The organism is Lysinibacillus sp. UGB7, assembly GCF_049058285.1.
Taxonomy (GTDB): Bacteria; Bacillota; Bacilli; order Bacillales_A; family Planococcaceae; genus Lysinibacillus; species Lysinibacillus sphaericus_B.
The window spans coordinates 189,910-215,823 of record NZ_JBMGUV010000002.1; the positions used below are offsets into that span (position 1 = coordinate 189,910).

Below are 25,914 nucleotides of genomic sequence, written 5' to 3' on the forward strand. Positions count from 1 at the left end.
ATAATAAAAGGACAGGAGGTACTCGATGTCCCTGCCTATCCTAATTAAGCGTTCGTTTCATTTAATTTTCTAGTAATCGGATGTCCTCGAAAATTTCGCAGAATTTGTCATATAGAGTTGCTTTCTTACCTGTGAATTCTAAATCACAATTTAACACAATATCCTGTAGAATATGCAGCATGTCAATTTTTTCTGCGGTTTCTTCAATAATAAAATCTTCGTGTAGTAGCGTTAAAATTTGTTGTTGGACTTCTTTTTCAGCTTCTTCACTAAAGAGGGGCATTTCAATTTCTTTTCCATCAACAATTTCTGTAGTATATAAAATCTCTCCATTTCCATCTTTTTCCGCATACTCATCAACTAATTGTTGTCTTTCTTGATTTACTTGATTCAATTGCTGTTCTAACAATTTGATAAAGCGAGTTCTCATTCGTGATTCTTTCCCTTTTAAAATGAGGTTAAAAAGAAAAGCTTGTAATTCACCGATTTCGTAATTTTTTATAATCATCTCTATTTCTCCTTTTGTTATATTGTTTACATAATAAATGCATATCCGGTAACGCCACCATTTACCACAATTACTGTGTCAATGTTATCAACCATTAGTATACGGGGTTCGATAGTCGTTACAATATCAGAATCGTCCCAAGTCGGAATAGTAATTTCAACAAGGATCTTTGGCTTCGATACAGATAAATCAGTGTTGATTTGACTGACTGCTTTACTAGTAATCTCAGTATTAATTTGACTTACTTTACGTGCAATAATTTCAGTGTTTAATTCACTTACGTAGGCTACAAAAATTTCAGCATCCGAATCAGCTTCTTCATTTACTCTAGCAGTAACTAAAGCTTCAACAGTAGGCTTAGATACAACGAGTTCGATTGGTATATCACTCTTAATATTCGGTTCAATTTCAACCCAAATATCGCTGCGATATTTCACTTCAATTTCAATGTGAACTTTTGGTTTTGAAACTGCTATTTTAGTATATAAGTTATTATCTTTAATAACTCGTGGAGTAATTTCTGCTGGGATAGTTTCCTTGCTTACTATAATCTCAATGTCAACAACACTTGCATAAATGGTGTTAATATCAATTTCAGTTTTAATATCGCTATTCCTATAAGTTGGAATAGTAATTTCAACATGTGTGCAAGGTTTAGTAATAACTAACTCTGTGTCAAGTTCGTCCTCTTTTCTTCTTGAAGCTGATATCTCAATAGGAATAGTAGGTTTGTTAGTTATTATTTCAATCAAAATGCGACTATCTCTTGGATTTCTTACACTAATCTCTGTTGTAATATCGCTATCTTTCGGAATAGCTACTATTAGCTCAGTTGGCACACAAGGCTTATTTGCTGTGATTTCAACGCATATATCTTCATCTAAAGGCACTTCTGATCGGTGAACGTAAAGATATGTTTTTTGATCAGAAGAATCAAATGTTGAATGAACAGTTATTTCAGTGTTTTTATCTGAACTTTGCCGCTTATATACGAAGATTTCAGTAATATGTTGACTTCTACCAAAACTAAATATCCTGGAGTCATAGTATTCTACCACTAACTCTGGAGGGAGTTTGGATTCTCTAGTTTTAAATGTAACTTGCCCATCCGTTATTTCATTAGATACACGAATGATAAAGCCATTATTTAATTGAGTAAGAGCCACCCAATTTTTTACGATATCAAATACATTAAATTCAATGTAACCTGCTTGCTTATTGACAGTAAAATGATTGGTAATTAGCTTGATCGGAGTGGGTCTATTTAAGTGTGTTATACCATATTCAGACCATGAATTATTAGCATTTAAAAGCTCTAGAGTAATATTTTGTGGGATACTGCTACTGTAGTACAATCTTAAATTTGCATCCGTAAGTACATAAGATGGATTAATGGAAGACAAGTCAAATTGTACAAATGAACGCCAAATATCCTCGTGACTACGACCAACTACCATAGAAGAATAGCCACCGTAGTTAATTGTTTGATAGTCCATTTTTTCACGCGTGAAAGCGTCTTGAGTAGGGTTGAAAATGTCTGTAATAATGGGCGGTTGTTGAATTTGGTAGAGAGCTGACATCCGATTATGAGGAGGTATTTCTATTTCAGCTTCTAGGTTGTTGTATCCAATCGGTTGAATTTCAGTTAGAATTTCTGAATTACCACGATACATAATGTTTATGTAAATCTCTTTTGAAGTCTCATCATAGGCCCGAGGGATAATATATGTATTAATATCAGCGTTTTCAGCAGGTCTCGCAATAATTTCTGTAATTACGTCATTGTTTCCAACAGCGATTAAAGAATATTTGGCTTTAAAGCTGTTGTGAGGGGGTGAATCAGTGTGTAAGGATGCTATTACTATTTCACCCGTATTCTGTTGTAGCAGGGGATCCGTAACTCCTTCATTAAAATTATTTTCCTCCATAATTTCACTTCCTTATCACATTGTATTGTGATTAGGCTTTGTCTGCTCTCACGATTATGTCAAATGAACCGTTAGCGTCAGGCGTTGCACCTAATTCAGATTTTAGTCGAATGAAGAATGGCATTTCTTCGTTATTTTTTAACACACCACTTAGTCTTAAATCAGGATGTGGTGTAAATGGAGATGAGCTTGTACTGAATTGACATGTCATTCCTGTAGGGAAATTTGCTGTGTTAGCGTATAAATGTACATTCTTAACATCATAGCCATATTGGTTTTTAAGTATTACTTCATGTTCAATTGTAGTTTGACCTGCAATGATAATACCGAAGTCAAGATACTGTAGAACCTCACCAATCTCACTAGAGAAGTATTGACCATACACATCCTTGAACATAAGACCTGAATATGTTCCTATGAACTGAGTTGACCAATAATCAGTAGTTCCAAAGAAATCTTGAAACTCTACTTTTAGAGTGTTCCAATCATCAATTCTAATATCTTTACTACCGATTACTAACTCAATGTTCTGAGGTGAGTCACCTAGCTTAGTGAAGCTTCCATCAGAAGGGTAGAAGTGACCGTTGTTTAACAACACACGATATTGAACACGAGTTAAATCATCATCACTTAAAACACCTTTAAGAACATTACCATCAACATCAAACGAAATATCAATCTTTGCAGTAGTGTTTAAGATATATAAACTTGTGTCTTTAATTGTTGTAGTGTGTCGAGGAAGATAATCTTCATAAGAAATGTTTTCAGCAATTGAAGTAATCGTATCACGAGGGTTGTCTTTCAAGAACACACCAATGTTCAAGTATTTTTCTTTCCATGTACGCCACTGAGTATCAGCGATGTTGTTTAAGTCTGTATGTTTCATACCGTTAGCTGATATTGCTTGCTCCGTAGAAGCATCAGAGACAACAAACTTTTCTAGTTTTTTATCCCACACATACCATTTATCAGGTGTTTCTCCACCAACAAAGTAACGAGCTTCATCACGATATGATTGAGATATATCATTGACGAACACATCATCTAAAGAGCCATATAAGCGTTTAGGATTGACCAATTTGATGAACTGAGGTTGTGGTATAGCTTTCATATCAAGAACCCTCTGAGCAGTATCAGAACCTTCCTCAGTCCATGTTACAACCTCAAAGTCACCTTCAAGTTCGTCAATAGGCGACCAATTAGCTTCAAGAATTAAATCAGCTTCATTTACAGCTTCATCATCTGTGTAATAAAGAACCTCAACACTGTCGCCAAATTCATCATAAATATCAAATGGCTCAGTAGTTGTTGATACGATAATATCGTCTGTTGTTTCTGTGTACACTAGAACCTCAGGAAGTTCACCAATGTAATCATAGACACTATAAGGTTCAACACCTGTTTCAAATGACACTAGCGAAGTGTCTGAATCAGTGTAATAAACTGCTTGAGCTGTATCACCTAAGAGGTCTTGAGCTTTGAAATCCTCTTTGTTTAACACTACAGAAGCAAATTGCTTGTCTTCAAAATCAGACCACATAATCACTGACTTATTCCCTGTTAGCTCTTTCCATTGAGCTTCTGTGATATGGTCTAGATTGTTCATACCATGTTTAATGAAGTTTTCTTCTGAGTTTGTTGTTGTTTGCCAAGAAGTGCCATCATGGTATTTGTATTGTGAGTTGTGTTGAACAAGGTATTTATCAGTGATAGGGGAGATTACTCTATCGTAGATTTCTATTGAATCTAGTTCTCCATTGAAGAACTGACCTGTTTGTAAGTCTGGGTAGTTGCCTAATATAAAATTACGTGTGCTTGCTGTAACTTCTAAGCCTGTTGATGTATTTTTATTAGCAGGCTTTGTCATATCATCTATATAGAGCTTTGCCCCATCAACAGATGTATCTCCTGTCCAAGTAAATAAAATATCATGCCATTTATTATCATTTGGTATCGTTGCTCCGAAGTTAATTAGAGTTCCTGTATTTTGAGATACACTAAATCCTATTGCTCCATTATTTCTCAATAAGACATTGAATGAGTTCTGTCCATTATATCCATTCGCCATAACCCAAGAGTAATTTGTTGGTAATGCTCCTAGTTTTATTTTGAAGCGTATGCTTTTTTTTCCTAATGGTACGAAAGAAGGTGGGAAAGAAGCTGTTTGATTAGTACCATTAAAGCTCATAGCATAACCTTTACCATTCCAACCTGTTACACGAGTAGGGGTGTTATATATAGTGCCTGTATAACCACCAATAGAATCCATAGCATTACCACTAGGTTCATCAAAACCGATAAAGGCTTTACCATATTTACTTAAATTATCTTTTGTATTAGCCATTGTATTGACCTCCAATATTTTTCCATATTAAAAGGACAACCAAATTAATAGTTGTCCTCAATCATTGCTGTTTTAAAATCATCACTAATAGGAATAGTAAACATTCTACCTTTTCCTAATGGGGTTCTGTTATTAGTCACAAACTCATATTCAGTTGTAGGCTTAGTGAAATCAATTGGTTGTCTATCAACTGCTGAATCAATCTCTTTTATTACGCCACCTTGAGCTAACATCCTATATTCTACTGTGCTAGGAATCTCTTTTACACGATTTGAAGTAGGGGATAAAACAAGGTTTTTATTGTCTGTTGTTTTGACTACTAAGCGCTTTTGTTCGAAGTCAGAAGGGGTGAGAGCTTTACTGTAGATTTGTAAATCATCTAATTGACCTAAATACCATTCTTGATACCCACTAACATTTAAGTATCCCAGTCTCAGTGGGTTCTTAGGAGTGATAATATTTGCAATAGACCGATATATTCCAATAAAGGTTTCATCAATATATAATTGAATCACATTACTTTTTTGAGTCAATATTAGCTCATGCCATTTATTATCCCTATAATCATAATTTAGAATTTGATTTGTAATTATTGCACTTGTACTGTTAAGCCAATATAAGACTCTTAAATTACCGTCTGTTTTATTGATAATTACTCCAAAACCATTGATGTTTAATGCCGAAGAATCTAATTGACGCCCTGCTGTAAATAAATATCCTCCACCATTTGTTGGACATTTAAACTTTATCTTTATTGTAAATTCTTCCAAAGTAGATGGAGTGTAGTCTGTTACGACATATTGACTACTTCCATTAAAATTTAACGATGAGTCTTTACCATCCCAACCCATAGCTCTCGTTGCACCTGTAACAGTACCAACATATCCCCTACCTAATTTATCATAAATATTTCCACTTATTTCATCAAAACCGAACCATGCGAAACCATATTGTGCCATTAATTGCTCTATTGTTGCCATATTATTTCACCTCTCTCTTATATCCAAATCTCATCTCTCTTATTCCTGTCCAAGTAGCTCCACTATTTTCAATGATAAATATTCTATAATATCTATATTTTTGAGTGTTTTTAAAATCAACTGTCTTTATTGTCTCTGTATCCCACGTTTCATTGACAGCTACCAAGTCTGTGAAGTCAGTATTGTCATTGGAACCCTGTATTTTAAACTCTTTAGGATGATAAGTAATTTTTTTAGTTGTCATAGGAAAAATATTGACAGCGTTAAATGTCTGTGGGCTATTAAAGTCTAATGTAAGCCAACAATTAGATTTTCCAGATGCTGTTGTACACCAATAATTATCTGTTGTAGAATCTCCATCAAACGCTTTCCAAGCAGTATATGTGGTATCAAACTCACTACTAGCACTAGCTATTAAAGGAGTAGGAGTGTTGTGAGATGTCATCTTAGTTTCATACCAAGTATAAAGAGGTTTAAAATTATCATCTTTTGCTTCTTTAATATTTAATGAATTTACTCTATTGATAGTCTGTGTAAATATTTTTCCATTAGGAGAAGGAGTATTATTTACGTAGATTATCTTGGTGAAGGGTACATCTAATTGAATATACTTACCTTGCTCAATCCCATTCTCAATAATGCTTTCAGTTGTGTTGTCAGGAAGATGAATTAGAGTATTATCTAACAGAGAATAGTGTTTATTTGTTGTTGGGTTTTTTGTAATTAACTTCTTATAAGGCAATCTCAACTCTCCATTGTCATTAATATCAACTGCATCAAGTCCAAATGATGCATATGTCGATGTTATCCCTGTGTTCAGTGTGAAATTTTTAATTACAACCTTGTGTATTTTATCTTCTAAATCCACCTTCTCAAAAGATAATACAGTGTAGTCATTGCCAAAATTACATCGTCCATTAAACTCTACATCATCAATATATACACTGAATTGTGAAGTTCTAATCGTAGGATGGTTTGGTGATAAAATCCTCAATGAAGTACCTTTAAAATAAAAATGGATTTCTCCAGCAGTGGATATTTTAGGGTTAAAAGAGGTGGTGCTGTTATACGCACCAGAAACATTCTCGTGAGTGAAAGCTCCTATATATTCAATTGCGCTGTCTATGTCGTCGTATCTTCTCCAACCATTCTCAGGTTGTAGTAGTTGTTGACCAATTATTTCCATTAGTTACCATTCCTTTTGCCTAATTTATTTTCCAAGCAAAAACTCAGCACTAATTAAAACCAATGCTGAGTGGTTTTCTATTTAGTTTTTTCTCCCAAAGACCTGATTCATTCTCTGATACAGCGTCTTGAAGAATATAGTTTTTAGTTGCCATCGGTTGATTCGTATTTAAAAATGACGGACTACCGTAATTCATGAAGTTTTGTTTAGAAAGAGAGGGTATTTCATAGGCTACTATACCATTGCCACTATATCCTACTCTAACTTCGCTAATCCCTATATATGGAGCACCATTATTAATCTCTACGAAAATTCTAACATACCGATATGTTCTAAGTGAAAAAGAGAATATTTTTATTTCTTCTACTGTCCAAGATAAGTTAGTAGCAACATATAAGTCATTCCAAACAGTATTATCATTAGAACCTTGAAGTCTCATATTTTTTGGATTAGCTGTAATTGCATAAGAACTAGTAATAGCAGATGATATTCCTTGGATACTAATAGAATCAATTCGTTTCTTTTCTCCTAAGTCTATAGCAAGCCATTCATTTGCGTTGCCTAGTGAGAGCCAAGATGTCGTGAGGTTATTGTCGAATGCTTTCCAAGCGGGGTAGGTAGTATTGTAAATTCTACTTGCGCTAACAACCAATGGAGCAGGAGATGTATTAGATGTCATTTTAGTTGCATACCACATATCATTGAATTCTAGCGAATGATAGCTATTGTTCTTTTTAAATAGTGTCTTATATGCTGGTTTTTGCACCGTATATACTAAGGTTCCAAAATAACATCTCTTTCCAGAGAACCAAGAACTCAAAGAGTCAAATCTGTAATATTTATATATAGTATCATTGTTAACTGTAATATTTATGGGGTTTCTGTCATTAGCCTTAGAACCTGTGTATATAACATTGAATGATACATTATCATGAGAGCCAGATATTTTATAGTCTCGCAATCCAGAAGCTAATCCTGATATATAGTCTATACCACCAATCTCAAAACTTTTTAGTATAGCAGGGATTTTCAACTCTGCTGTAACATAGACATTACCTTGTGCATCTACTCCAGAAGCGTTCCATCTATTGTTATTATTGCCATCGAACACTACTTCTCCACTATTGCCACTTGTAAAGGTTTGGGAAAAGTCTTCCATATATAATTTTTTAGTGTTACTATCCATTTATTTCACCTCAATGCTTTTAATATCAAAATATTTTTTTAAGTTTATAGATGCACTAAAAATCTTGCCATAGCCCTCTATAGTATCACTTATATCTGTCATGGGTAAAGGTTTAATTTTCACTGTCTTACGATTCAATATTTCTAAGTTGTCCATGCCTTCATCTGCGAATTGCAGTTGTACTGGAAGTGTATTAGACACTGTATTCCATCCTGATTCCGTAGCTTCTTTTTCTACTCCAAAGAACTCTATCTCACCAATAGCTACATACAAACCCCCACTAATTTCTGCAACATTCAGGCGGTATGCTTTATAGCTGTTTGCATTATCAAAGTAGAACTTTTGCTTGACACTTTGCACAAACACTGTAGGAATAGTTCTATCATATATCGTAACCCATTTAGTGCCATCATAACCCTGAACTTGCCACAACCGAGGCATTTCACCCATGCTATTGGTAGGCTGTCTACTTATCATAGATATACCTACAACCCTCTTAGGCTCTGTGAATTCATATGAAATCCATCCAGTTTTAGTTTGTTCAGGTGTAATCCACCCTACATTATTATTCCCATCGAAAGCTCTAAAAGCCTGATAACTGGTATTAAATACACTACTAGCTTTAGCTTCTCCAGACGGAGCAGTATTGGAAGTCATGATTGGAACTATTGTCCCAACTGTTGGAACCAGTGGTTTTTCCTGAATTAATATTTTATAATTACCATCGTGATAAATCATTGTTCTATTATCTGGCACGTGCTTGAACATTGCTAGTTCTCCTACTGTAACAAAGTTTCCAGATATAGTTTCTGTAATATTTAAACGATACATTAAGTACTCATCTGCATTAGTAAAGGTAAACTCTTTGATATTATCTTGAGCTAAAATCCAGTCTGATATATTCTTCCTAGTATCTAATATTGTCCAATTATTGCCATCCATACTTCCTTCAAACGTCCAACTTTTGATACAATGATATACATATGATGCATAATATTTTACTGAATACTTGTTTACTACTGTAGTAGATGGAAATTCATAGCTGAGAGTAGCTTTCCCTCCAACGTCAACAGCAGTAATCCATCTAGTATCTGCTCTATCGAATGCTAAGTGTGGAGAGTTGCCTTGACTAGAAGCTGAGCATTTTCCACTTGGAGATGTTGGAGATGTCATAGTAGGTATTAAATTCTCTGTATAATTTTTAAACATGCAATGTCTCCTTTCTTAAACTTTTATTTAACATTAATATTATCAATTCTAACCCATTCATCACGAGTAATTTTCTTTCTGTGTAAACTTCCTGTATCAGACCAAGTTGAATCAAGTGTAATATTATGTTGATATTCACGTTTAAGTTGTAATGACGTTGTTCCATCTACATAGAAATCTAGTTCTCCAATTCCTGTGTATGAATGACCATTATTGTCAGAAAAATTGATTCTGTAAGCATGAAACCTAGTTTTGTTTGATAATGCATATATTTTATCGGTATTTAATGTAGTCCAAGTTTGATTAGTTTGAGTATCTAAAACTTCCCATGTTCCATTAATACCATCTGTAGTATCATTGCTTCCTTGTAGAACCCAATTCTTAGGCATAGAATTTAAGTATGAACCTGCCATGCTTCTCACTTTATATTTCGTTACTGTTATTTTATTTTTGAAACAAAATCCTAAAAACCCTGTTTTTGTTCCACCAATTGCAACATAGCCCTCACTTGTATCTACTTTATCAAAAGCTTTCCAAGCAGGATAGTTGGTGCTAAATTGACTTGAAGCAAAAGCAAAACCTTCTTGCGAAGAAGTATTAGATGTTAATGTAGGAACAATGTAACGTCCTTGCTTGAGTTCTTTTTCTTCAACAAATTCATTGACTTCAAAGTCTGAGTTAGAGATGATAAAAACATCTGTAACAAACCCTGCAAATAAATCAATTCTGACTTGAATGTACTGCTTAGTGTCAGACTGAATTGTTCCATCTTCCGCAATTGCAGTCCAATCAGACCATTCTCTACCATTGTTTGACACTCTTGTTAATATAGCGAATGAGCTTGCTCCGTTGTTTGTATTAGTTGTGAATATTTTTTCGAAGTCTTGAAAAATATCTCCTAAATCAATAACATCAGAAGTCCAAGAACCTTCTTCTGCATAAATAGGGTTTCCGCTACCATCAACATCAACCTGAGCTAGCCTTAGATAGCCTGTTGATTTATCGATCTCTGTGTTTTCGTAAGTCCCAGAAACACCGATTTGTAAGCCTATTTCTTTTTTCTCTAAATTACCGCCTACAATAGTCATAAGAGCATGTTCCTTTCTTAATTATTCATAAATTGATTAAATATAAATTACACTACTGTCTTTCCTGTCTCCCGTGTCGATAGATTCTATCCCACCTAAAAAAGTTATTAAGTTACCATTTGCGTTAGTAAATGAATCTTTTAAAAATAGAACAATAAATGTTGCTTTTTTATCAGCTTTAAGCTCACCAATTCTAGCGGTTATGCCTTCGCTAATTAATATACTTACAAGTTTTTCTAGTGTGTATTTTCCTGGGGCCAGTGTGTAGCTAGTTTCTGTCGATGATTCGTATAGTGATAATTTATTATTAGAAGTGTTTATTTCAAACTCGTTTTTATCAGGGGTCTGTAGCCAAAATCTTTTCATGAAATACTTCCTTTCTTATAAAGTTATTTAATAGTCCAATTAATTAGCCCGGTTATGTTTGCATCTAAAGGAGCTTCAAAGCGTTCTACCTCGATTCCACTCGACTTAAAGATTAAGTGACCATTCAGGGACTTATTAGAAGTGAGCTTGACTTCAATAAATGCACTAGCATTGAAGGGGAGAGATACTACAGGTTGAAAGAAGAGTTGAACATCATTTTTTTGATAAACTGTTTTGTAACCAAAATTAATTGATTTAATATTCGAGCGTTGTATTCCTTGCGTATTACTATAATCGGTGTACGCTTCTTTATATGTGATAAGGTCTTTGTTTTCAAAGTTTGTTGTAAGATGATAAACTTCGCCGTTTTCATCTTCATAGGCAATGTCGATTCTGCGGCCATGAAGGTTAAATGAACCATCTGCGTTTTCATAGAAGAATTTCATCCCTTGACCAAACAAACCAAAACGAACAACCTGATTTTTCTGAATTAAATAAAAATCATTTTTTTTATGCGTAAGTAGGTCATACTCAGCGTAATTTTTTCCATTTGCATAATCAGCATTCCAGTTAAAAGGGATGTCGATTGCTTGTAAATTACCTGAACTTGAAAATAACATTACTGTTCACCTCATTGTATTGAGTTATTTTTTCATAAAAAGAGGGTAGGGGACAGCCCCCATACCCTGTTAAAAGATTGTTTTATTACATGTCTATAATCTTACACGTAACGGTAAGAAACACGTTGCACTAATAGGTTTTTACCTGCGCTTGCTGTAATTGGTACATCTGCATAGACAGTAACTTTTACAAAGTTACCGCCTGCAAAATCGGCATTGCTTCCATCATCTAATGTGTCATGTGCCAACCCTAATATTTCCTTAGCAGCAGGTGTTTTATCAATTTTAATTGCCATATACTCAATGTCATTGTCAGGTACTAAATTGCCTTCCACTTTTACCCATGAGGGTTCTGTTATATCTGTTGTACCAGCTTTAACTACTTTATAGATAAAACCATTTGCTACTGTAGGTTGTACATAAGTATCTAAAACTAAAATCGTGTTTTTTGACCACACAGAAGCATTTTTAGCGTTTTTGTTAGTTGTAGTACCATTTGTACCTAAATCTTTAGTACCTAATGGATTTTCAGTCCCACCTTTACCTACAGGCGTAAATTTAGTTTCATTTAAAGTGTCAACTCGTACATGGAACCAGTTATCACGTACAGCTTCAACAACTTTACCAACTGAATCCCCTGGACCACCTTCTCGGTCGCGAGTTGTAAATGTCACTTCCTCCATTTTTGAACAATCAGATTTACCCTCTCTATTATTCCAAATATAGAATGTTTTATGTGGGGATTCTGAATCTGCGTCAACAGTACCATAGTTTACTGTGTTGTTTACTTTGCTTGTCAGTTCGTTTGTTCCTTCATACCATGATACGATTGGTTCGTTTGTCATTATAAAATTCCTTCTTTCTAGTTAAATTAATTTTTTATAATAAAAAACTCTCCGAATCAATGAAGATTTAGAGAGTCGTTTAACACTATTTTTACATTGACCGATAAGTTTTGTGCATCGACAGAAAAAGAGGGGATAGTTAATCTGAAAATATCTCCTTTTTTCACTTTACGTTCTGTTAAAGCGTGTGCTTTATCATCAAGATAGTGGTTTTCGCCAATCACAACTGGGTTATCCGTGATATCGAGCCAATCCGTAAAATTAGCAGATTTTTGAATTTTAACGGGAGTTGGTTGAGCGCCTTTTGATGAGACAGAGGCTTTTACTTCTACAATTTCACCTTCGTAATCAAAGATAACATGAGGGTCTTGAACGCCTTCTAAGATATCTTTTGGAATGATGAATACAATTGTTTTCTCATTAACAAATTCAGTAATACCTTTAAGTTTTATATAATGCTCTTTGCTCATCAATCCGTTTAAAATTTCACTTGCTAGAGGAATGTTGCCCCCCAATGCATCGATAGGAATCCAGTCTTTTCCGTTCCATCTATAGCGGATGCCTGTATCAAAAACTTGCGTAGTCCATCCAACTTCAGGGTAAGGGAACTTTTTCGCAATATCGTTATATGTATTGACAAAAGGCTGATAAATTAGAACGGTTGTTTCATACGCGTCTTTTACTAATTCTGTAGCAACCTTTGCTTGCTGTGTTGCAATTAAAGCTTGGTCTGTGGCGTTATTGGAATTGTTAATAGCGATGACAAGACGTTTTAAGTACTCTTCATAAGTGTCTGTTCGATCTATTAATTCTTGTACTTGCGCTTTACTTTTTTCAATGATTTCATGCAATGATTCAGTGGCAGTTGTTCCATCATAATGAATGATACGAGTAGAAGGGTAGAGGATAAGGCCTCTTCCTTTATATATAATGGAAAGGGTCTCCGCTTCTTTTGACTCATGGACATAAACAAAGCCGTTCGTATAGTCAACATAAAATTCATTTTTATCGAGGTTGTGTTTTATAAAGGCCTCGTAGTTTATCTCAAACATGCCTGCAATACGTACTTTAAACATCTCGTCAGGAATTTCTAATAAGAATACTCGTTGATTTACTACTCGTGCAATATCAAGTCTATCGATAAAAGGATCGTTGGGCGTACCTTTTCTCCAAACGATATGGATAGGATTATTAAATTCTAAATAGTTAATAGGTAATGACAATTACTCACCTTCTTTCTTCATTTTTTTTCAACCTGAGAATACGTTGCTGGAACCTTCACTTATTGTAGGTGTAGAGCCTCCATGAGTAGTCACTTTGTCGCTTTTTCTGGCTAGTGGCTTGCCATTAACGAACACAGTCGAACTTCCTCCAGTAACAGAACCAGTGGCATCTGTATGAGAACCACTGTCATAAGACCAACCACTCGGAACTGAGTAGGTGTCTTTTTCTGACGTCTTTGCTCCTGAATATACTACTTCTTTTCCATTAACGAACACAGTCGAACTTCCTTCGTTTATTTCTCCTTCAATCGTTGCACTAATGTAATCGTATGAGTGAGAGGATGAAGGGGGAGTTAGAACACCGTAACACACGCCACCTGACCAAAATCCTGAATAATACTCACCGTTCATATAACCTGCTTCACAAGTATATTCATTCGGTTTTTTTACCTTGATATGACCCGTTGCATTGCTATATTGAATTTTATTTCCTTTCACTGAAACTTCAGGCATGTTACTTCCTCCTTAATTGAGGTCGATTCGAGACCCATTTACCTTAACTCCCGAAGTGCTGATGACAATTTTATTTTCTCCTACCGCTAAAGTAATGGCATTGGAAGCTTTGAAATTAATATTTTTGCCATCGAAGTTCATGGAGTGAGGTGTTTTCATTAGAATGGATTCATCGCCATTTTTAAGAGCAATTTCTCGTTTTTGGCCATCCGTGCCCACATAGTCAAAATAGAAGCCATCACTTTTTTTGTATTGGTATCCGACATTGTTTCCTGCGCCCGCATCTCCGCCTGCCCCCCACGTCATGTGAGGGTAAGCAGCATCTCCAGTTTCTTTCACTGTGATCGTGAGCTTATCTTTTTCAGAACCGCCATAATTTGTTTTAATTTTAAAGAAATTATCCTTAATATGAATAAAGTCTTGTGGTTGGTTGGAATTCAGTGTCTTTAATTTATTGACCGTTAAATCGGAAATATAACTTCCATCCACATCTTTTATCATTTCATCACTATCATTACCCATTATAAGAAGTTTTTTAGCGTAGATAAGGCCATCTTTACCAATCCAAATGCGCTTTTCACCTTTAACATCAATGGCGATGCCTTCATTGGCATTTAAGCGTATTTCTTCGCCGTTATTGCCGTTAATCGTAATACCTTTATTGTGGTCGAAAGTTATTTTCTCTCCTAAAAAACCGTCAACAATTTTTAAATTATGGGTCGTAATATCTTTGGCATAAAGCCTACCATCTGTGTCAACGTAGAATTTTCTATTGCCGTTAACATAAATTGAAATGGCTTCGTTTGCGTTTAGCCTTATCTCTTCGCCATTTCTACCAAAGATAGTGATGCCACGTTCCCAATCAAGAATAATGGCGTCGCCTAAGTTGCCATCTACAATGCGTAAGTTTTTTGTGACTAAACCTTCAGCATACAGTGTGCCATCTTCCCATTTGTCGTCATTTAATGTAGCAAATAATTTACTGACCCATTTATCATTCTCCCACTTTTGCAGAGCAAGACCATTAGTAGCATTCAGAAAAGCTCGGTATTTTCCATCACTGCGCACAGCTATAAAACCAAACTCATTCATAATTAAATTATTATTATACGCACCCATGTGAATACCTGAATAGAACAAGGAGTCTTCAATAGCTTGTCGAAGGCGAGTAGCTTCATCATAGTAATTTTTAAATTTTTGCACAAAAATACCACGATTCTCAATCGGACTCGTGGATTCAGTCAGTGGGTCAGTCATATCAATATTTAAATTTTGTGCATCTAAAAAGCCATTATTAAGAATCCTAATATAGCTTGAAATATAATTCATGAGTGCTAAATAAGCATCTTTTAAAGCACTTGTAGAGTACCTATCAGTTATAGAATAGACAGTACGGAACGTTTGAGTATCTGTATAAAATTTGCCATCAACATCTGTTTTATTATCTCGTTCACTTCTAATATACTTTTGCGCTTGTTGGAGAAGCAGCTTGTAGTCTGAATGTATTTTATATAATTCTTTAATAAGCTCTAATTTTTCAAGCGTAGTCAATTTTCCGTCTGCCACAATTTTGTCAAATAAGCCAATATCAAAGTAATTATTTTCTGCATCTAAAATTACTTGGTCTAGGTTATTTACGATTTTAATATTTTCGGCCACCATATTTCGAGAATACAACGTACCATCTGTATTAGCCCATAGTACTTTTTTCCAATCATCGCCGTCTTTTTTGCTGACTGAAAAACCTTCACAAGTTGTCAACGCTACTTTTGTTATCGTATTCCATGAAACAAGACCAAAACATTCAGCTTCTTGAGGAATTAAATTTCCTTCCTTATCTTTTTCATTGTCTGATACAAGCCCTAACCGCATGACTTCATCACCATTACGATTATAAATAGTGGTCCGTGAGCCTTGTGTCAGCCAAACACCTGATTCGTCTTCAATGATTAAATTCACACCCGAAATTATTTTACCGAAAATTCTCTCGCCAAAAATACCATCCTTCGAAATGGCGTGCTTCCATGAGTTGCCGTTATCGTTTGTGATAGCTAAAAATCCATTTTGTATCACTAGCCAACTTAAAGGGTCGGTTAAATCTTTTACTGTAATGCCGCGCTCATTGATTTCAATTTGCTGATTATAACCAGCCATTACGGCATTTTTTAAAGAGTCCCATTTATTGTTAATGATGTCGTTAATGGCCCCATTGTTTTTTTCGGAAAGATTCCATTTCCATTTTTCCATTTGGACGAGAGTAGAGGTATTGCCAGCCTTACTAAGCTGCTCTAACCAGGTGTTTTTTTCATCAATTTCGTTGGTGATAATAACTGAAATACTTTCTCGTTCAAAATCATAGGTAATTTCCGTTATTTTAGCTTTAATATCTACCTGCAATCTGTCATAACGAACGCTGACAATATCACCTAAATTGAGTTTGTCCCAATCATTTTGACATTCCACGACTGCTAAAAAATCAATCATATTCATATCTAATTTAATTTTTGGTTGTAAGTATTGTTTGAAAATTTCTTGTGCTTCTTCTAACAAATCTTGATCATCGACAATCGAGTCATTTGTATATTCTTTATCGATTTCGAAATTGGATAATTCAGCCAACTGCTCTTTTGAGAAATTATTTTCTCGTAGTAATTTACTTCTTAATCGTTCTAACTCATCTTGATAATTGCTTAATTGATAGTTTAAGTCTCGAATAAAGGCTTCTTGATTGGCAATCTCAGCTCTTTTTGCTTCTAGTCGGTTAATGATATCCAGGTGAGAAGGGGAGTTCGATTGAAAGTTAGCATTGGATAAATCTAATTCATCTTCTATGATAATTCTTTGTGTTTGTAGACTGCTAAGACGCTGTTCTTCAGTTTGAATAATGGAATTCTGCGTAGTGATAGAACTCGTTAAGTGAGTGAATTTTTCTGCTAATGACTCTACTAATGCATGATAATTTTCTAATGCAATACATAAGTCATCACTTAAGTACTCCGAATGGCTAATGACGACCCCATTTTCACGTTTAAAGGGGTAGAGGTAGAATCTAAAATCTTCTAAATAAGCCTGACCTGTGGGGTTTAACCGATGTATTGTCAGTCCATCTTGACCATAAACCTTTAATCGAGTGATTGTATCAATCGTGTTAGTAGACAAATTAAAGCTTTCTAAATATTTGCCATCACGGATATAAAACCCTTTATTGTTGCCAATATTATCAGGTCTATAGTAGTTTATTTCACATTTAAGTGTGTCCCAAACAATTAGAGCATTCCATAGGTTTGCTAAATCATAAATAATTTCTAGAATATTATTTGAGGATACTTCATAGCTGCGATAGGTTTCGAAAAAGCTATCGACATAACCAATTTTCCAATTAGTATTTGCTGAGGATAATATTTCGTTTGTAATTTGTGCGAGCGTTTTACTGACTACTTCAAAATCTCTAATATTTTTGTCGCTCAGTTGTACACCCAGCGATAGGGCGGAATACTGAATATACTCATCATCGCTATACGATTTGGTGGATTCATTCAATAAGAAGTATTCCGTTACAGGACCGAACTTCAGTTTAAATAAATATCGATTTTTAATCGTTTGGATATTCGGATTGTCCGTGGGAACACCATCTTGCAAAATAACTGTCGGTATTTTGAAAGATAATTCATTTAATACATTTAACTTCGTATTATAGCTAATATCATAAGCTTCACTAAGAAGTGCGATTGTTTTTTTATCGGGTCTACAGAGGAAAATTCTCGGTTGTGCAGCTTTTAAATCATAATTAATGTCACCTAATTTCACTTTATCACCCCCTTTCGCTGAAATTTATTGTTGAATAAATACATGTTGGTATCTAACATGCATATCGAAATCTCCATCTGCTTGAATGTAGTTTTTCCCAATCGTTAGTTCCAAAAATTCGTCATTGTGGTCATCATAGCGATAGACGCCTAAATATTGTCGATCTGATACTATTTCTTCTTTCTGACAATGAATAAAAACTTCTTCGTTATCAATTAAATTATGTAATTGCATCTTTTGATTTGTCATAGTATTCGTTATTTCTACGTTTCCATTGCCGTTCTTTTTTCTAATCCATACTTTAGGTTTTACCGTAAAATCACCTAAGTTTTCTAAAACAGCACATGGATCAAAACTAATAGAGAATGTTTGGATATAAGGTTTTTCATGCTCTTTAGTAGCACTCATGACGATTTTATATCTAAAGGACATTCCTTTGAGGCTGTATTGATCTAAAAGACCAGTATCATTGAAATTTATTGGCTGCCATGCTGTCCACTTAAGCGTATCGTAGGATACTGAATAATAAAATTCGACTTGCTTAGCATATACATTTACGGTAGTAGCGGCAATCGATGTCAAATATTTTTGTGCATTAGTAGAAATAGAATGTATGTTGGAGATATACGAGCCTTTTACCGTTGAAATGGAACCCCAATTTGTCATGTAAGCACCTCTATTCTATTTTACCAAATGGCCTAAATTCACAGCTGTTTCCAATACGTTTCCATTTAATGGTCTTCGCTTTTCGCCAAACGACAGAGCCATCAATGGAGGCAGTGTCATTTTGAATAGAAGACCATACGGGTTCATTTACTGAAGATAATCCTGCTGTTTCACAAATGTAGTAGTATTGTTTGCTACCATTAGTAGGATAAACAATATCCCCGACTTCATAGTTATAGTCCTTGCGCCAATTACTACCATTAACATCATAAAACTCTTGATGTAACCCTGTAAGGAAGGTAGGGGAGCTAGTTGAACTTTTGCCATCCACAACACACTCATATAAACCAACATTATCAGGCACAGCCTTTATTAAATCTCCTACGACATAATTCTTGTTAGGTTTCCAGGTTTTAGCATGGGTGCCTTCTCTCGTGGCAACCCAACCTATATGGCCGCTAATAGCGGGTGTTTTGTTCCATACAATATAACCAATCGGATAAAACGTGTTATCATGTAATTCTTCAATAGATTGAGCAGACGATTTTAAGTATTTTTCAAGTTTACTAAAGTTTTCACCATAGTTAACAATGGTTTCCTTGATATCATCCTGCTCAAATGTGGTCTCTGTTACAATTTTTAAGCCTAGTTTATCAGTAGTTTCCATTGCAATTGTCACCCCAATTCGTAGTGTTGGCATACAATATGCCCCATGTGTTATTCATTGCATCAATTGTTAACCCATTTGAAGTAATTTTCATATTATGACATTCTCCTTCCGCAAATGTAGTGATATCATCCTTTAATAAGTAACTTTTATTCGATTCTCGAAACTCTATCTTATCTAGTATATGTTCATGCGAATAGGTATAAGGTGAGTCACATCGAATCTTTAATTCTACATAACCTTGTTTGAGCCCATTATGTATGAGTGTTGAATCACCTTCTACAAGTGCATACATGACTCTATTAGGATTATGATCAAACACTAGTGGTTTATAATAGGGTTGGAGGAGCCAACGTGCAATTTTTCTTAAATCACTTTCATTTACCCAATCATCTAGATAAAAAGACAATTTAAAAGAGAGTGGTTCATGTTCCACTCTCTGAAAGTAAGGTGTTTCATTATTAGCGATTTTCTTTTCGATAATTCGCCGTGTTGGTAAAAAATTTTCTTCAAATAAATTACCTGAAGACCATCCTATCGTAACGCCCATATCTTTTGATGAGATATTATCATACATAAAATGAATAGATTCTAACACTAATTTCTCATCCCCTTCTTACGTAATAAGTCATCGTTAATCATTTTGCTAAATTTATTGAGATCATTCATATCGCCATTCATTTTATCGATGTTAAATTCGATGTTGATGTCTCCGTATGTTGCAGCAGAAGCGGCTTGAACTGTACGGAAGGTATTGCTAAATTGCGGCATTCTATCTAATATTGGTCGGAAGAATACGCTAGCTCTATCCATTATATTCGCCATTGAAAGTAAGTTTTTTGTGTCGATAGGGGAATGAATTAATTCATTTGGATGGACAATCATCGCTTTCCCACCTAAACCGTCAATACCATTGCTAGAAAAATTCGTCATTCCTCCTTGTAAGGCCGAAGCAGAGTTATTAAAATTGTATTGAGTCCCGGCTATTCTTAAGGCATTTGCTTTATCTATGATAAGATCCTGAAGTTGGGGAGTTATTACTACTTGCTTCGCTTGCTCCATAAAATAGTTACTTAATTTAAGTAGATCTTCTTCAGATAGTTTATTTATGTAATTATTAAAATCGATATCTGTGGGGATCTCAGAATTATTTTTTCTGCCTTCTTGGGCCAGATTGTGAGCCTTTTCTCTAATACTTGCTTTACGTACAGAGTTTGGTTCTTCTTCAGCAAGAACATCGGTCATAAACTTCCCTAACAGTACTTGCATATCACCTTCAATCAGTGAAGATTTGTTTTTATTATTGCTAATATCATCCGAAGAACCATACTCACCATTTTCTATTTGTGATGATTTCTCAACCTGATTCATTAAATCTAATGCTTTTTCTAATTCCTCAATAATATTTTGTCTGATAGAGGTTCCAACTTTATCGAATGTTCCAGTTAGTGTTTTCTCTAAATCGGGCATGCTTTCGGTTAACCAATTTTTAAAATCGCCAAATTCCTGTTTTAATGAAGTGAATTCTCCATCGCGAATTTTCTTTCTAATTTCTTCGAATTTACGTTCATCATTTAGTCTATCAGTATAGAACTGTTCCCAATATTTCTTTTTCTCATCTATTAAGTTTAATTCTTTTTCATGATATTCGTTCTCTAGCTCTTCCTTTTGACTCATTTCAGTTTCTTTTGCTTCTAATTGCTCATTTAATGATTCTTTCCGTAATTCTATTTCACGGTCATGGCGTTTCTCTGAAATTTCCTCGTCAATTTGAGCAAGTTGCTCTTGTAAATTTTTTCGTTTAGATTTAGCCTCGTGAGAATTATCTAGCAGCAATAAATTGTATTGTCCTTGGATATCATTGCGCTCTTTTTCAAGTTTAGCAATATCCTGATCATAATCACGCTGGGATTCTTGCTGGTCAATTAGTTTCAATTTATCTTGGATATTTTTTCTAAATAAATCCATTTCATCTTTATAATTGTCCATGACAGTGTCGTGACGGTCATTTTCCCGCTGTATCTCGTCATCGATACTTTTTATATGTGCATCCCGTTTTTCTTGTATGTATTCTTTATAGGCATCAATTAATTTATTTGCTAATTCTTCTTGTTTTTTCTTTTCGTCTGCTGCAAGTTCCGCTGTTAAACGAGCCCTTTTAAGATCCAAAGCTTTAAGGTCTGCCTCTGCTTTTTTTAAATCCTCAGGAAGCAAACTGAGTTGTAATATATTATTTTTGGTGGTGTTTATTTGGTTTTTAATACTTTCTATTAAATTTTTTTGCTGTTCTTTTTGGAATTTACTTTCACGAATATATTCATCGGAGACTTCATCAAACATGGACTGGATAATTTTACTTCGCTCGATTGAAAACTCAATATTATCATTTTTCTCATCATATTGAGTCTTAATATTAATCAATATTTCGTAATTCTTTTCTCGAATTTCAATATCTAGCAATTTTATTTCAGTTGTAAGCTGTGCATATCGCTCTTTAAGCTGCTCTAAAACTTCGCCTGAATGCTTGCCACCTGCAATCTGCTGTTGTAAATATTGTAACTCGCTTCGATTAACTTTTTGTTTTTGATTCATGTAAATGGTCATCAGTTGCAATGTCTTGGCATATCTAGCAGAATTGGTATCTAATTCTTTTATTTTAGCATTTTCATATTCTAGCTGTGATTCTGGCATGCTGCGTTGATAGTCAAACGTATCGAGTTTGTTCAAAGCCAATTGTGAAATGGCATTATTGGTGTCTAACATTTCGGTTTTCAATTCCAATAATCTACTTTTCATTTCATCTAGCGTGATTGCAGAAAGAGAGCCATTTTTAATTAATCCTTCTAAATAGACGAGTTCCTGATTATTTACGGTTTGTTTTTGCTCTAAATATTTCGTTTGTAGATCGATTGTTTTCGTATATCGACTCGAACTTTTATCAACCAATTTTAGCTTGGAATCCTCATAATCCAAATTAGATTGTATATTTCCTCGCTTCCAATCAAATTGAGATAACTGAGAGTCTATAATGTCTTTTTCAATTTTAGCAATTAGCTCTTTTTGATTAAGAATGTCACTTTGTATTTTGAGCAACTCGGATTTTGCTTGGTCGATTGCTTGTTGCGTTGTTTCTACAGCAGTCGTACTGCTTGAGCTAATAACTCCTGATTTTGCATTGTTCAGGTATTCGGTAGGATTAATCGGTGTGTTCCTATTTTTATTAATTTCATAATGTAGATGGGAACCTGTACTATTTCCTGTTGAGCCAATTGTACCAATTTGTTGTCCCGCTTCTATAGTAGTTCCTATTTTAGCAATACTTTGTTCAAGGTGGGCGTAAATATGTTTTAGATTATTAGCATCTTGTATAACGACGATATTACCGTAAGATGAATGATAGTCGTTATCATCTTTACCTGCTTTTCCGCTAGCGATTACTTTACCACTAATATTTGCATCTAATCGCGTACCTTGTGGCATAGCGATATCAATCCCACGATGATTGTCTGCTTTACCATTTAAAACTCTGTTGCCGTAATTACTGGAAATTTTACCTGACCAGCCACTTAACTTTTGAGCAGATGTTGTTGCGGAGGAGGTATTTGAAACTGTCCCTGTTTTATTAATCTTCCTTGCAGCAATTTGAGATTTTATTGATTTTTCTTGACCCTCAATTAAAGAAAGCTTTCTCTTTTCAAGTTCTATTTGTGCTTGAAGTGATTTTCGATACGCTTCGGAATGCTTTGGTAGGGAAGATTGGACTTTAACTTGTTTTTCAATCTCAAGATTTAAGTCCTCTAGGGTTTGTTTGTATTTGTCTGTAATATAGATGGAATCTTTGGTTGTTTTATTGGAAGACTTTGATGTCTTTGTAGAATTTTTTGTAGATGAAATAGATTTATCTAAACTATTTGTAATTGAGCTTAACTGTTCACGCCATTTATTCAATTCTGTTGTTTTTAAAGCTATTTCTGCCTCTGGTGGGATCACAAAAGAATGCGCCTGAGGCTTTATACTTCCATCTTCAATACCATCGAGAAACCCTTTGTTTGTCATTTTAACGCTTTGTAATAGGATTATTGCCTGTATTTCACCTTCGATGATTTTAATTCTTTTTTGAACTTCTGAAGCCAAATCGAGTGTCGTTTGTTGTTCATTAGTTAATTTTCCTTCGCGAGCTAATTTATAGGCATTTATTAGTGTCTCGTTTACTAGGTTTTCAGCCTGTATGGCTTTTATTTTTTCTTCACTTAATTTTATTGCTTTACCGTCTTGATCAAAAAGAAAAGGGTAGAGTGTATTCAAACTACTCATGATTAAATCACGAGCTTGTAATGTATCTACAAGTCTTTGTTCTTCAGCCGTTAAATTACCTTTTTGACTAAGATTGCGAATTTCTTCTTCAGTATGTCCTTTTAATTGATTAGTCAACATCTCATATTGGAATACTAAATCAGAAGTTTCATTCACTTTATTTTGTGATACTCTGGCGAGTTTTTCGGACGTAGTAGTAAGTTTTTCTACTTCACCCTTGTAGTCAAAAACTCTTGCTTTTGCTTCAGCATATGTTGAATTGTGAACCTTCATTTCAAGGGATAATTCTTTTTGAGTTTTAGTAGTATCTTCGAATTGTTGATTTAATGATTTCATTATGCTACTTACTTCATCTTCGCTTAATCCTAGCTTTGACAGTTCAGCAGTCATGTTTGATATTTTATCTTTAGTTTCATTAGCCATTGAGTCAAAAGTGTCAGATGTAGCATTCTCCATGTTTTGGAAAGAACTCACCATATCATTTATTAATGTATTGGCGTTTTCATTTGAAAATAAAGATGTTAACGATTCTTGTAAAGTATCTAAATCACTTGCATCTGTTACGTCGATTAATTGTGCAGCAAAACCTTCAGCATTATTTTTGACACTATCAGTTAATGCCTTATTTTGTTCTATTATATGAGCTATATTAGAGATATAGTCGGATTTTTGTCCTAAGACTTGCTGTTCCAGTTTAGAATCGATCTCAATAATTTCATCCATATGATGTTGAATAGCGATACTTATATTCTTATAATAATCTTCAAAGGGGTTTTTATAATCTTTTTTATATTCTTTTTTATATTCTTTTTTATATTCTTTTTTATCTTCTTTTTTAACTTCTTTTTTCGCTTTAGACTCAAGATTATTTAATTCTTTTATTTTGTTTTCATAATCTTCAACTGATTTTAGGGCAGATTTTCCATTTTCCAAAAAATTGATATTGTCGTCCGAAACAAATGAACGTTGTGCATTATCTTGTAAGCTTTTAGCTATTTCAACTTTTCGATTTTCTAGTTCGGAAATAGTCTTTTTTCGTACTTGAATATCTTCATTACGATCTTCCTGGGCTACTTGCCCAGCTAGTTGTGCTTCAATTGCCTGTTGTTCTTTCAATAGACCTATTTTTATCTTTAATGCTTCCGATGAACCAATGATTTTATTCCCAAATTCGTCTTCACCTGTAACGATATGAGGTAAAATTTCTCCAAGTTGATTAGAAATTTCACGATATTCGGCAAGTACAGACAAATCTGTATTTCCTAATGACATAGCATTTTCTAATTCAGCGTATCTAGTGGATAATGTATTAATTTCTGTAGCATTTGAAGTAAAAGTATCCAAAATATTCATTTGTTCAGCCGCTAATTCTGCTGTTTTTTGTTTTGCTTTCTCACTGCTTTCAATTATTTTTCCAAGCACGAAATCGATACCTGCTAGAGCTAAGCCAGGTCCAATCGTTGAAAGCAGACCTTTCCCAATAGCTGCTATACTTGTTCCAGCTCCAGTAATCTCTCCATATGCATCCTTTGCTGTTTTTGATACCTCATACACGCTCACTAAGTCATCTATAAGAGACGTTGAACTTTGTGAGGCTTCTTTAGTATTCTTGCCAAACTCCACAATAGCTTGATTAATGCTTTCTAGTTGGCTTGGGATTTCAGAGATGCCTGCAATTTGTATACCTTCACCAAATTGAATATTATTGATTTGAGTATTTAAATCTGAAATTTGGTAGGTTAATTGTTCGAAATTGGTGTTGTTTGCGTAGGCTTTATTTAACTCATAAATGTTATATAAATTTGCTTCGAGCGCTTGCAGGTTTTGTTGTGTTTCTTGAATGCCATTTAGTTTAAATTGGTTAAAATTGATTGTTTCTATTTCAGTTTTCAGTTGTGTCAATAGCTGCTCTAGTGATTGTAAATCGCCGCTAGGAATGCTTGCTAAACGCTTGTAAAATGATTTTACATTTAGATTTGCATCACCGATGGCTTCATTTAGCTGGTCTATCGATTTTACTGAAGTGGTCACTTGCTGTTTGAATTCATCGAATAGTGAAAGGGTAGGAGATGATCCAGTTCCAACATCCTGTAATTTTTGGTTTAACGCGTCTAAATGTTGTTGTAGTGCATTAATTTGTTTTTCGTATTCAAGGAATAGTTGCGTATTGTGACCTTTTACATCTAAGTTTATCGTTAGAGCGTTTATATTTTTTAATCTCTTTATATATGTATGTATATTTTTTCTTGAAACCGCGTCATTGACTCCTAGAGCGACTAATAAGTCCATTGGTTTTTTAGTTTGTCCACCACCAATACTCAATCGATTTTCCCTCCTGATTTATAGATAAACATAAAAAAACAGCAACTTTAACAGTAGCTGTAATCATCTGTTTATCGTTTTATTTTTTTCGAATATGGTTGAATATCCTAAAATGTTCAAGTACCCACCTAAAAAGGTAGGG

At 34.4% G+C, this 25,914-nt stretch carries 18 protein-coding genes; all 18 read right to left on the minus strand.

The genetic code is table 11. The features are described 5' to 3' along the window. Positions 1–61 precede the first annotated feature (61 nt). The 18 genes from ACOMCU_RS03285 to ACOMCU_RS03370 all read right to left on the minus strand — a co-directional run bounded on the left by ACOMCU_RS03285 (position 62) and on the right by ACOMCU_RS03370 (position 25,772). Positions 62–508 carry a hypothetical protein gene (locus ACOMCU_RS03285; protein ID WP_421049449.1) on the minus strand — a complete coding sequence of 149 codons (447 nt, stop codon included), beginning with the start codon at positions 506–508 and terminating at the stop codon, positions 62–64. A gap of 26 nt (positions 509–534) precedes the next feature. Further along, positions 535–2,436, minus strand: coding sequence for a DNRLRE domain-containing protein (locus tag ACOMCU_RS03290; protein ID WP_421049450.1), 1,902 nt, complete (start codon positions 2,434–2,436; stop codon positions 535–537). Positions 2,437–2,467: 31 nt separating this feature from the next. Beyond that, on the minus strand, positions 2,468–4,780 hold the full coding sequence (locus tag ACOMCU_RS03295; RefSeq protein ID WP_010858745.1) for a LamG domain-containing protein: 2,313 nt from the start codon (positions 4,778–4,780) through the stop codon (positions 2,468–2,470). Between the two features lie 44 nt (positions 4,781–4,824). Then, positions 4,825–5,760, minus strand: coding sequence for a LamG domain-containing protein (locus ACOMCU_RS03300; protein WP_010858746.1), 936 nt, complete (start codon positions 5,758–5,760; stop codon positions 4,825–4,827). Position 5,761: 1 nt separating this feature from the next. Continuing rightward, positions 5,762–6,946, minus strand: a complete 1,185-nt coding sequence (locus ACOMCU_RS03305; RefSeq protein ID WP_421049451.1) for a discoidin domain-containing protein — start codon at positions 6,944–6,946, stop codon at positions 5,762–5,764. Between the two features lie 49 nt (positions 6,947–6,995). Next, a complete protein-coding gene (locus tag ACOMCU_RS03310; RefSeq protein WP_010858748.1) occupies positions 6,996–8,132 on the minus strand; it encodes a discoidin domain-containing protein in 1,137 nt (378 codons plus the stop codon). After that, on the minus strand, positions 8,133–9,341 hold the full coding sequence (locus ACOMCU_RS03315) for a discoidin domain-containing protein (protein WP_421049452.1): 1,209 nt from the start codon (positions 9,339–9,341) through the stop codon (positions 8,133–8,135). It abuts the gene before it with no gap. 23 nt (positions 9,342–9,364) lie between these two features. Then, on the minus strand, positions 9,365–10,429 hold the full coding sequence (locus tag ACOMCU_RS03320; RefSeq protein ID WP_010858750.1) for a hypothetical protein: 1,065 nt from the start codon (positions 10,427–10,429) through the stop codon (positions 9,365–9,367). A 36-nt stretch (positions 10,430–10,465) separates the two neighbouring features. Then, entirely contained in the window at positions 10,466–10,795 is a 330-nt protein-coding gene (locus tag ACOMCU_RS03325) for a hypothetical protein (RefSeq protein ID WP_010858751.1), read from the minus strand. Between the two features lie 23 nt (positions 10,796–10,818). After that, positions 10,819–11,415, minus strand: coding sequence for a hypothetical protein (locus tag ACOMCU_RS03330; RefSeq protein ID WP_010858752.1), 597 nt, complete (start codon positions 11,413–11,415; stop codon positions 10,819–10,821). A gap of 101 nt (positions 11,416–11,516) precedes the next feature. Next, positions 11,517–12,260 carry a hypothetical protein gene (locus ACOMCU_RS03335; RefSeq protein WP_010858753.1) on the minus strand — a complete coding sequence of 248 codons (744 nt, stop codon included), beginning with the start codon at positions 12,258–12,260 and terminating at the stop codon, positions 11,517–11,519. Between the two features lie 56 nt (positions 12,261–12,316). Then, a complete protein-coding gene (locus ACOMCU_RS03340; protein WP_010858754.1) occupies positions 12,317–13,483 on the minus strand; it encodes a hypothetical protein in 1,167 nt (388 codons plus the stop codon). Positions 13,484–13,510: 27 nt separating this feature from the next. After that, entirely contained in the window at positions 13,511–13,996 is a 486-nt protein-coding gene (locus tag ACOMCU_RS03345) for a PAAR domain-containing protein (protein ID WP_421049453.1), read from the minus strand. Between the two features lie 12 nt (positions 13,997–14,008). Continuing rightward, the gene (locus ACOMCU_RS03350; RefSeq protein WP_421049454.1) at positions 14,009–17,803 is read right to left on the minus strand and encodes a phage tail spike protein; all 3,795 of its coding nucleotides are present in this window, start codon (positions 17,801–17,803) and stop codon (positions 14,009–14,011) included. Between the two features lie 24 nt (positions 17,804–17,827). Further along, positions 17,828–18,469: a hypothetical protein gene (locus tag ACOMCU_RS03355; RefSeq protein WP_421049455.1), complete on the minus strand. Its 642-nt coding sequence runs from the start codon at positions 18,467–18,469 to the stop codon at positions 17,828–17,830. A 10-nt stretch (positions 18,470–18,479) separates the two neighbouring features. Then, positions 18,480–19,169: a hypothetical protein gene (locus ACOMCU_RS03360; RefSeq protein ID WP_155242385.1), complete on the minus strand. Its 690-nt coding sequence runs from the start codon at positions 19,167–19,169 to the stop codon at positions 18,480–18,482. Further along, positions 19,123–19,734 carry a distal tail protein Dit gene (locus ACOMCU_RS03365; RefSeq protein ID WP_010858759.1) on the minus strand — a complete coding sequence of 204 codons (612 nt, stop codon included), beginning with the start codon at positions 19,732–19,734 and terminating at the stop codon, positions 19,123–19,125. Before ACOMCU_RS03365 ends, ACOMCU_RS03360 begins: the two co-directional genes overlap by 47 nt. Continuing rightward, positions 19,734–25,772, minus strand: coding sequence for a peptidoglycan DD-metalloendopeptidase family protein (locus ACOMCU_RS03370; protein WP_421049456.1), 6,039 nt, complete (start codon positions 25,770–25,772; stop codon positions 19,734–19,736). The genes ACOMCU_RS03365 and ACOMCU_RS03370 overlap by 1 nt, the downstream gene beginning before the upstream one ends. Between the last annotated feature and the right edge of the window lie 142 nt (positions 25,773–25,914).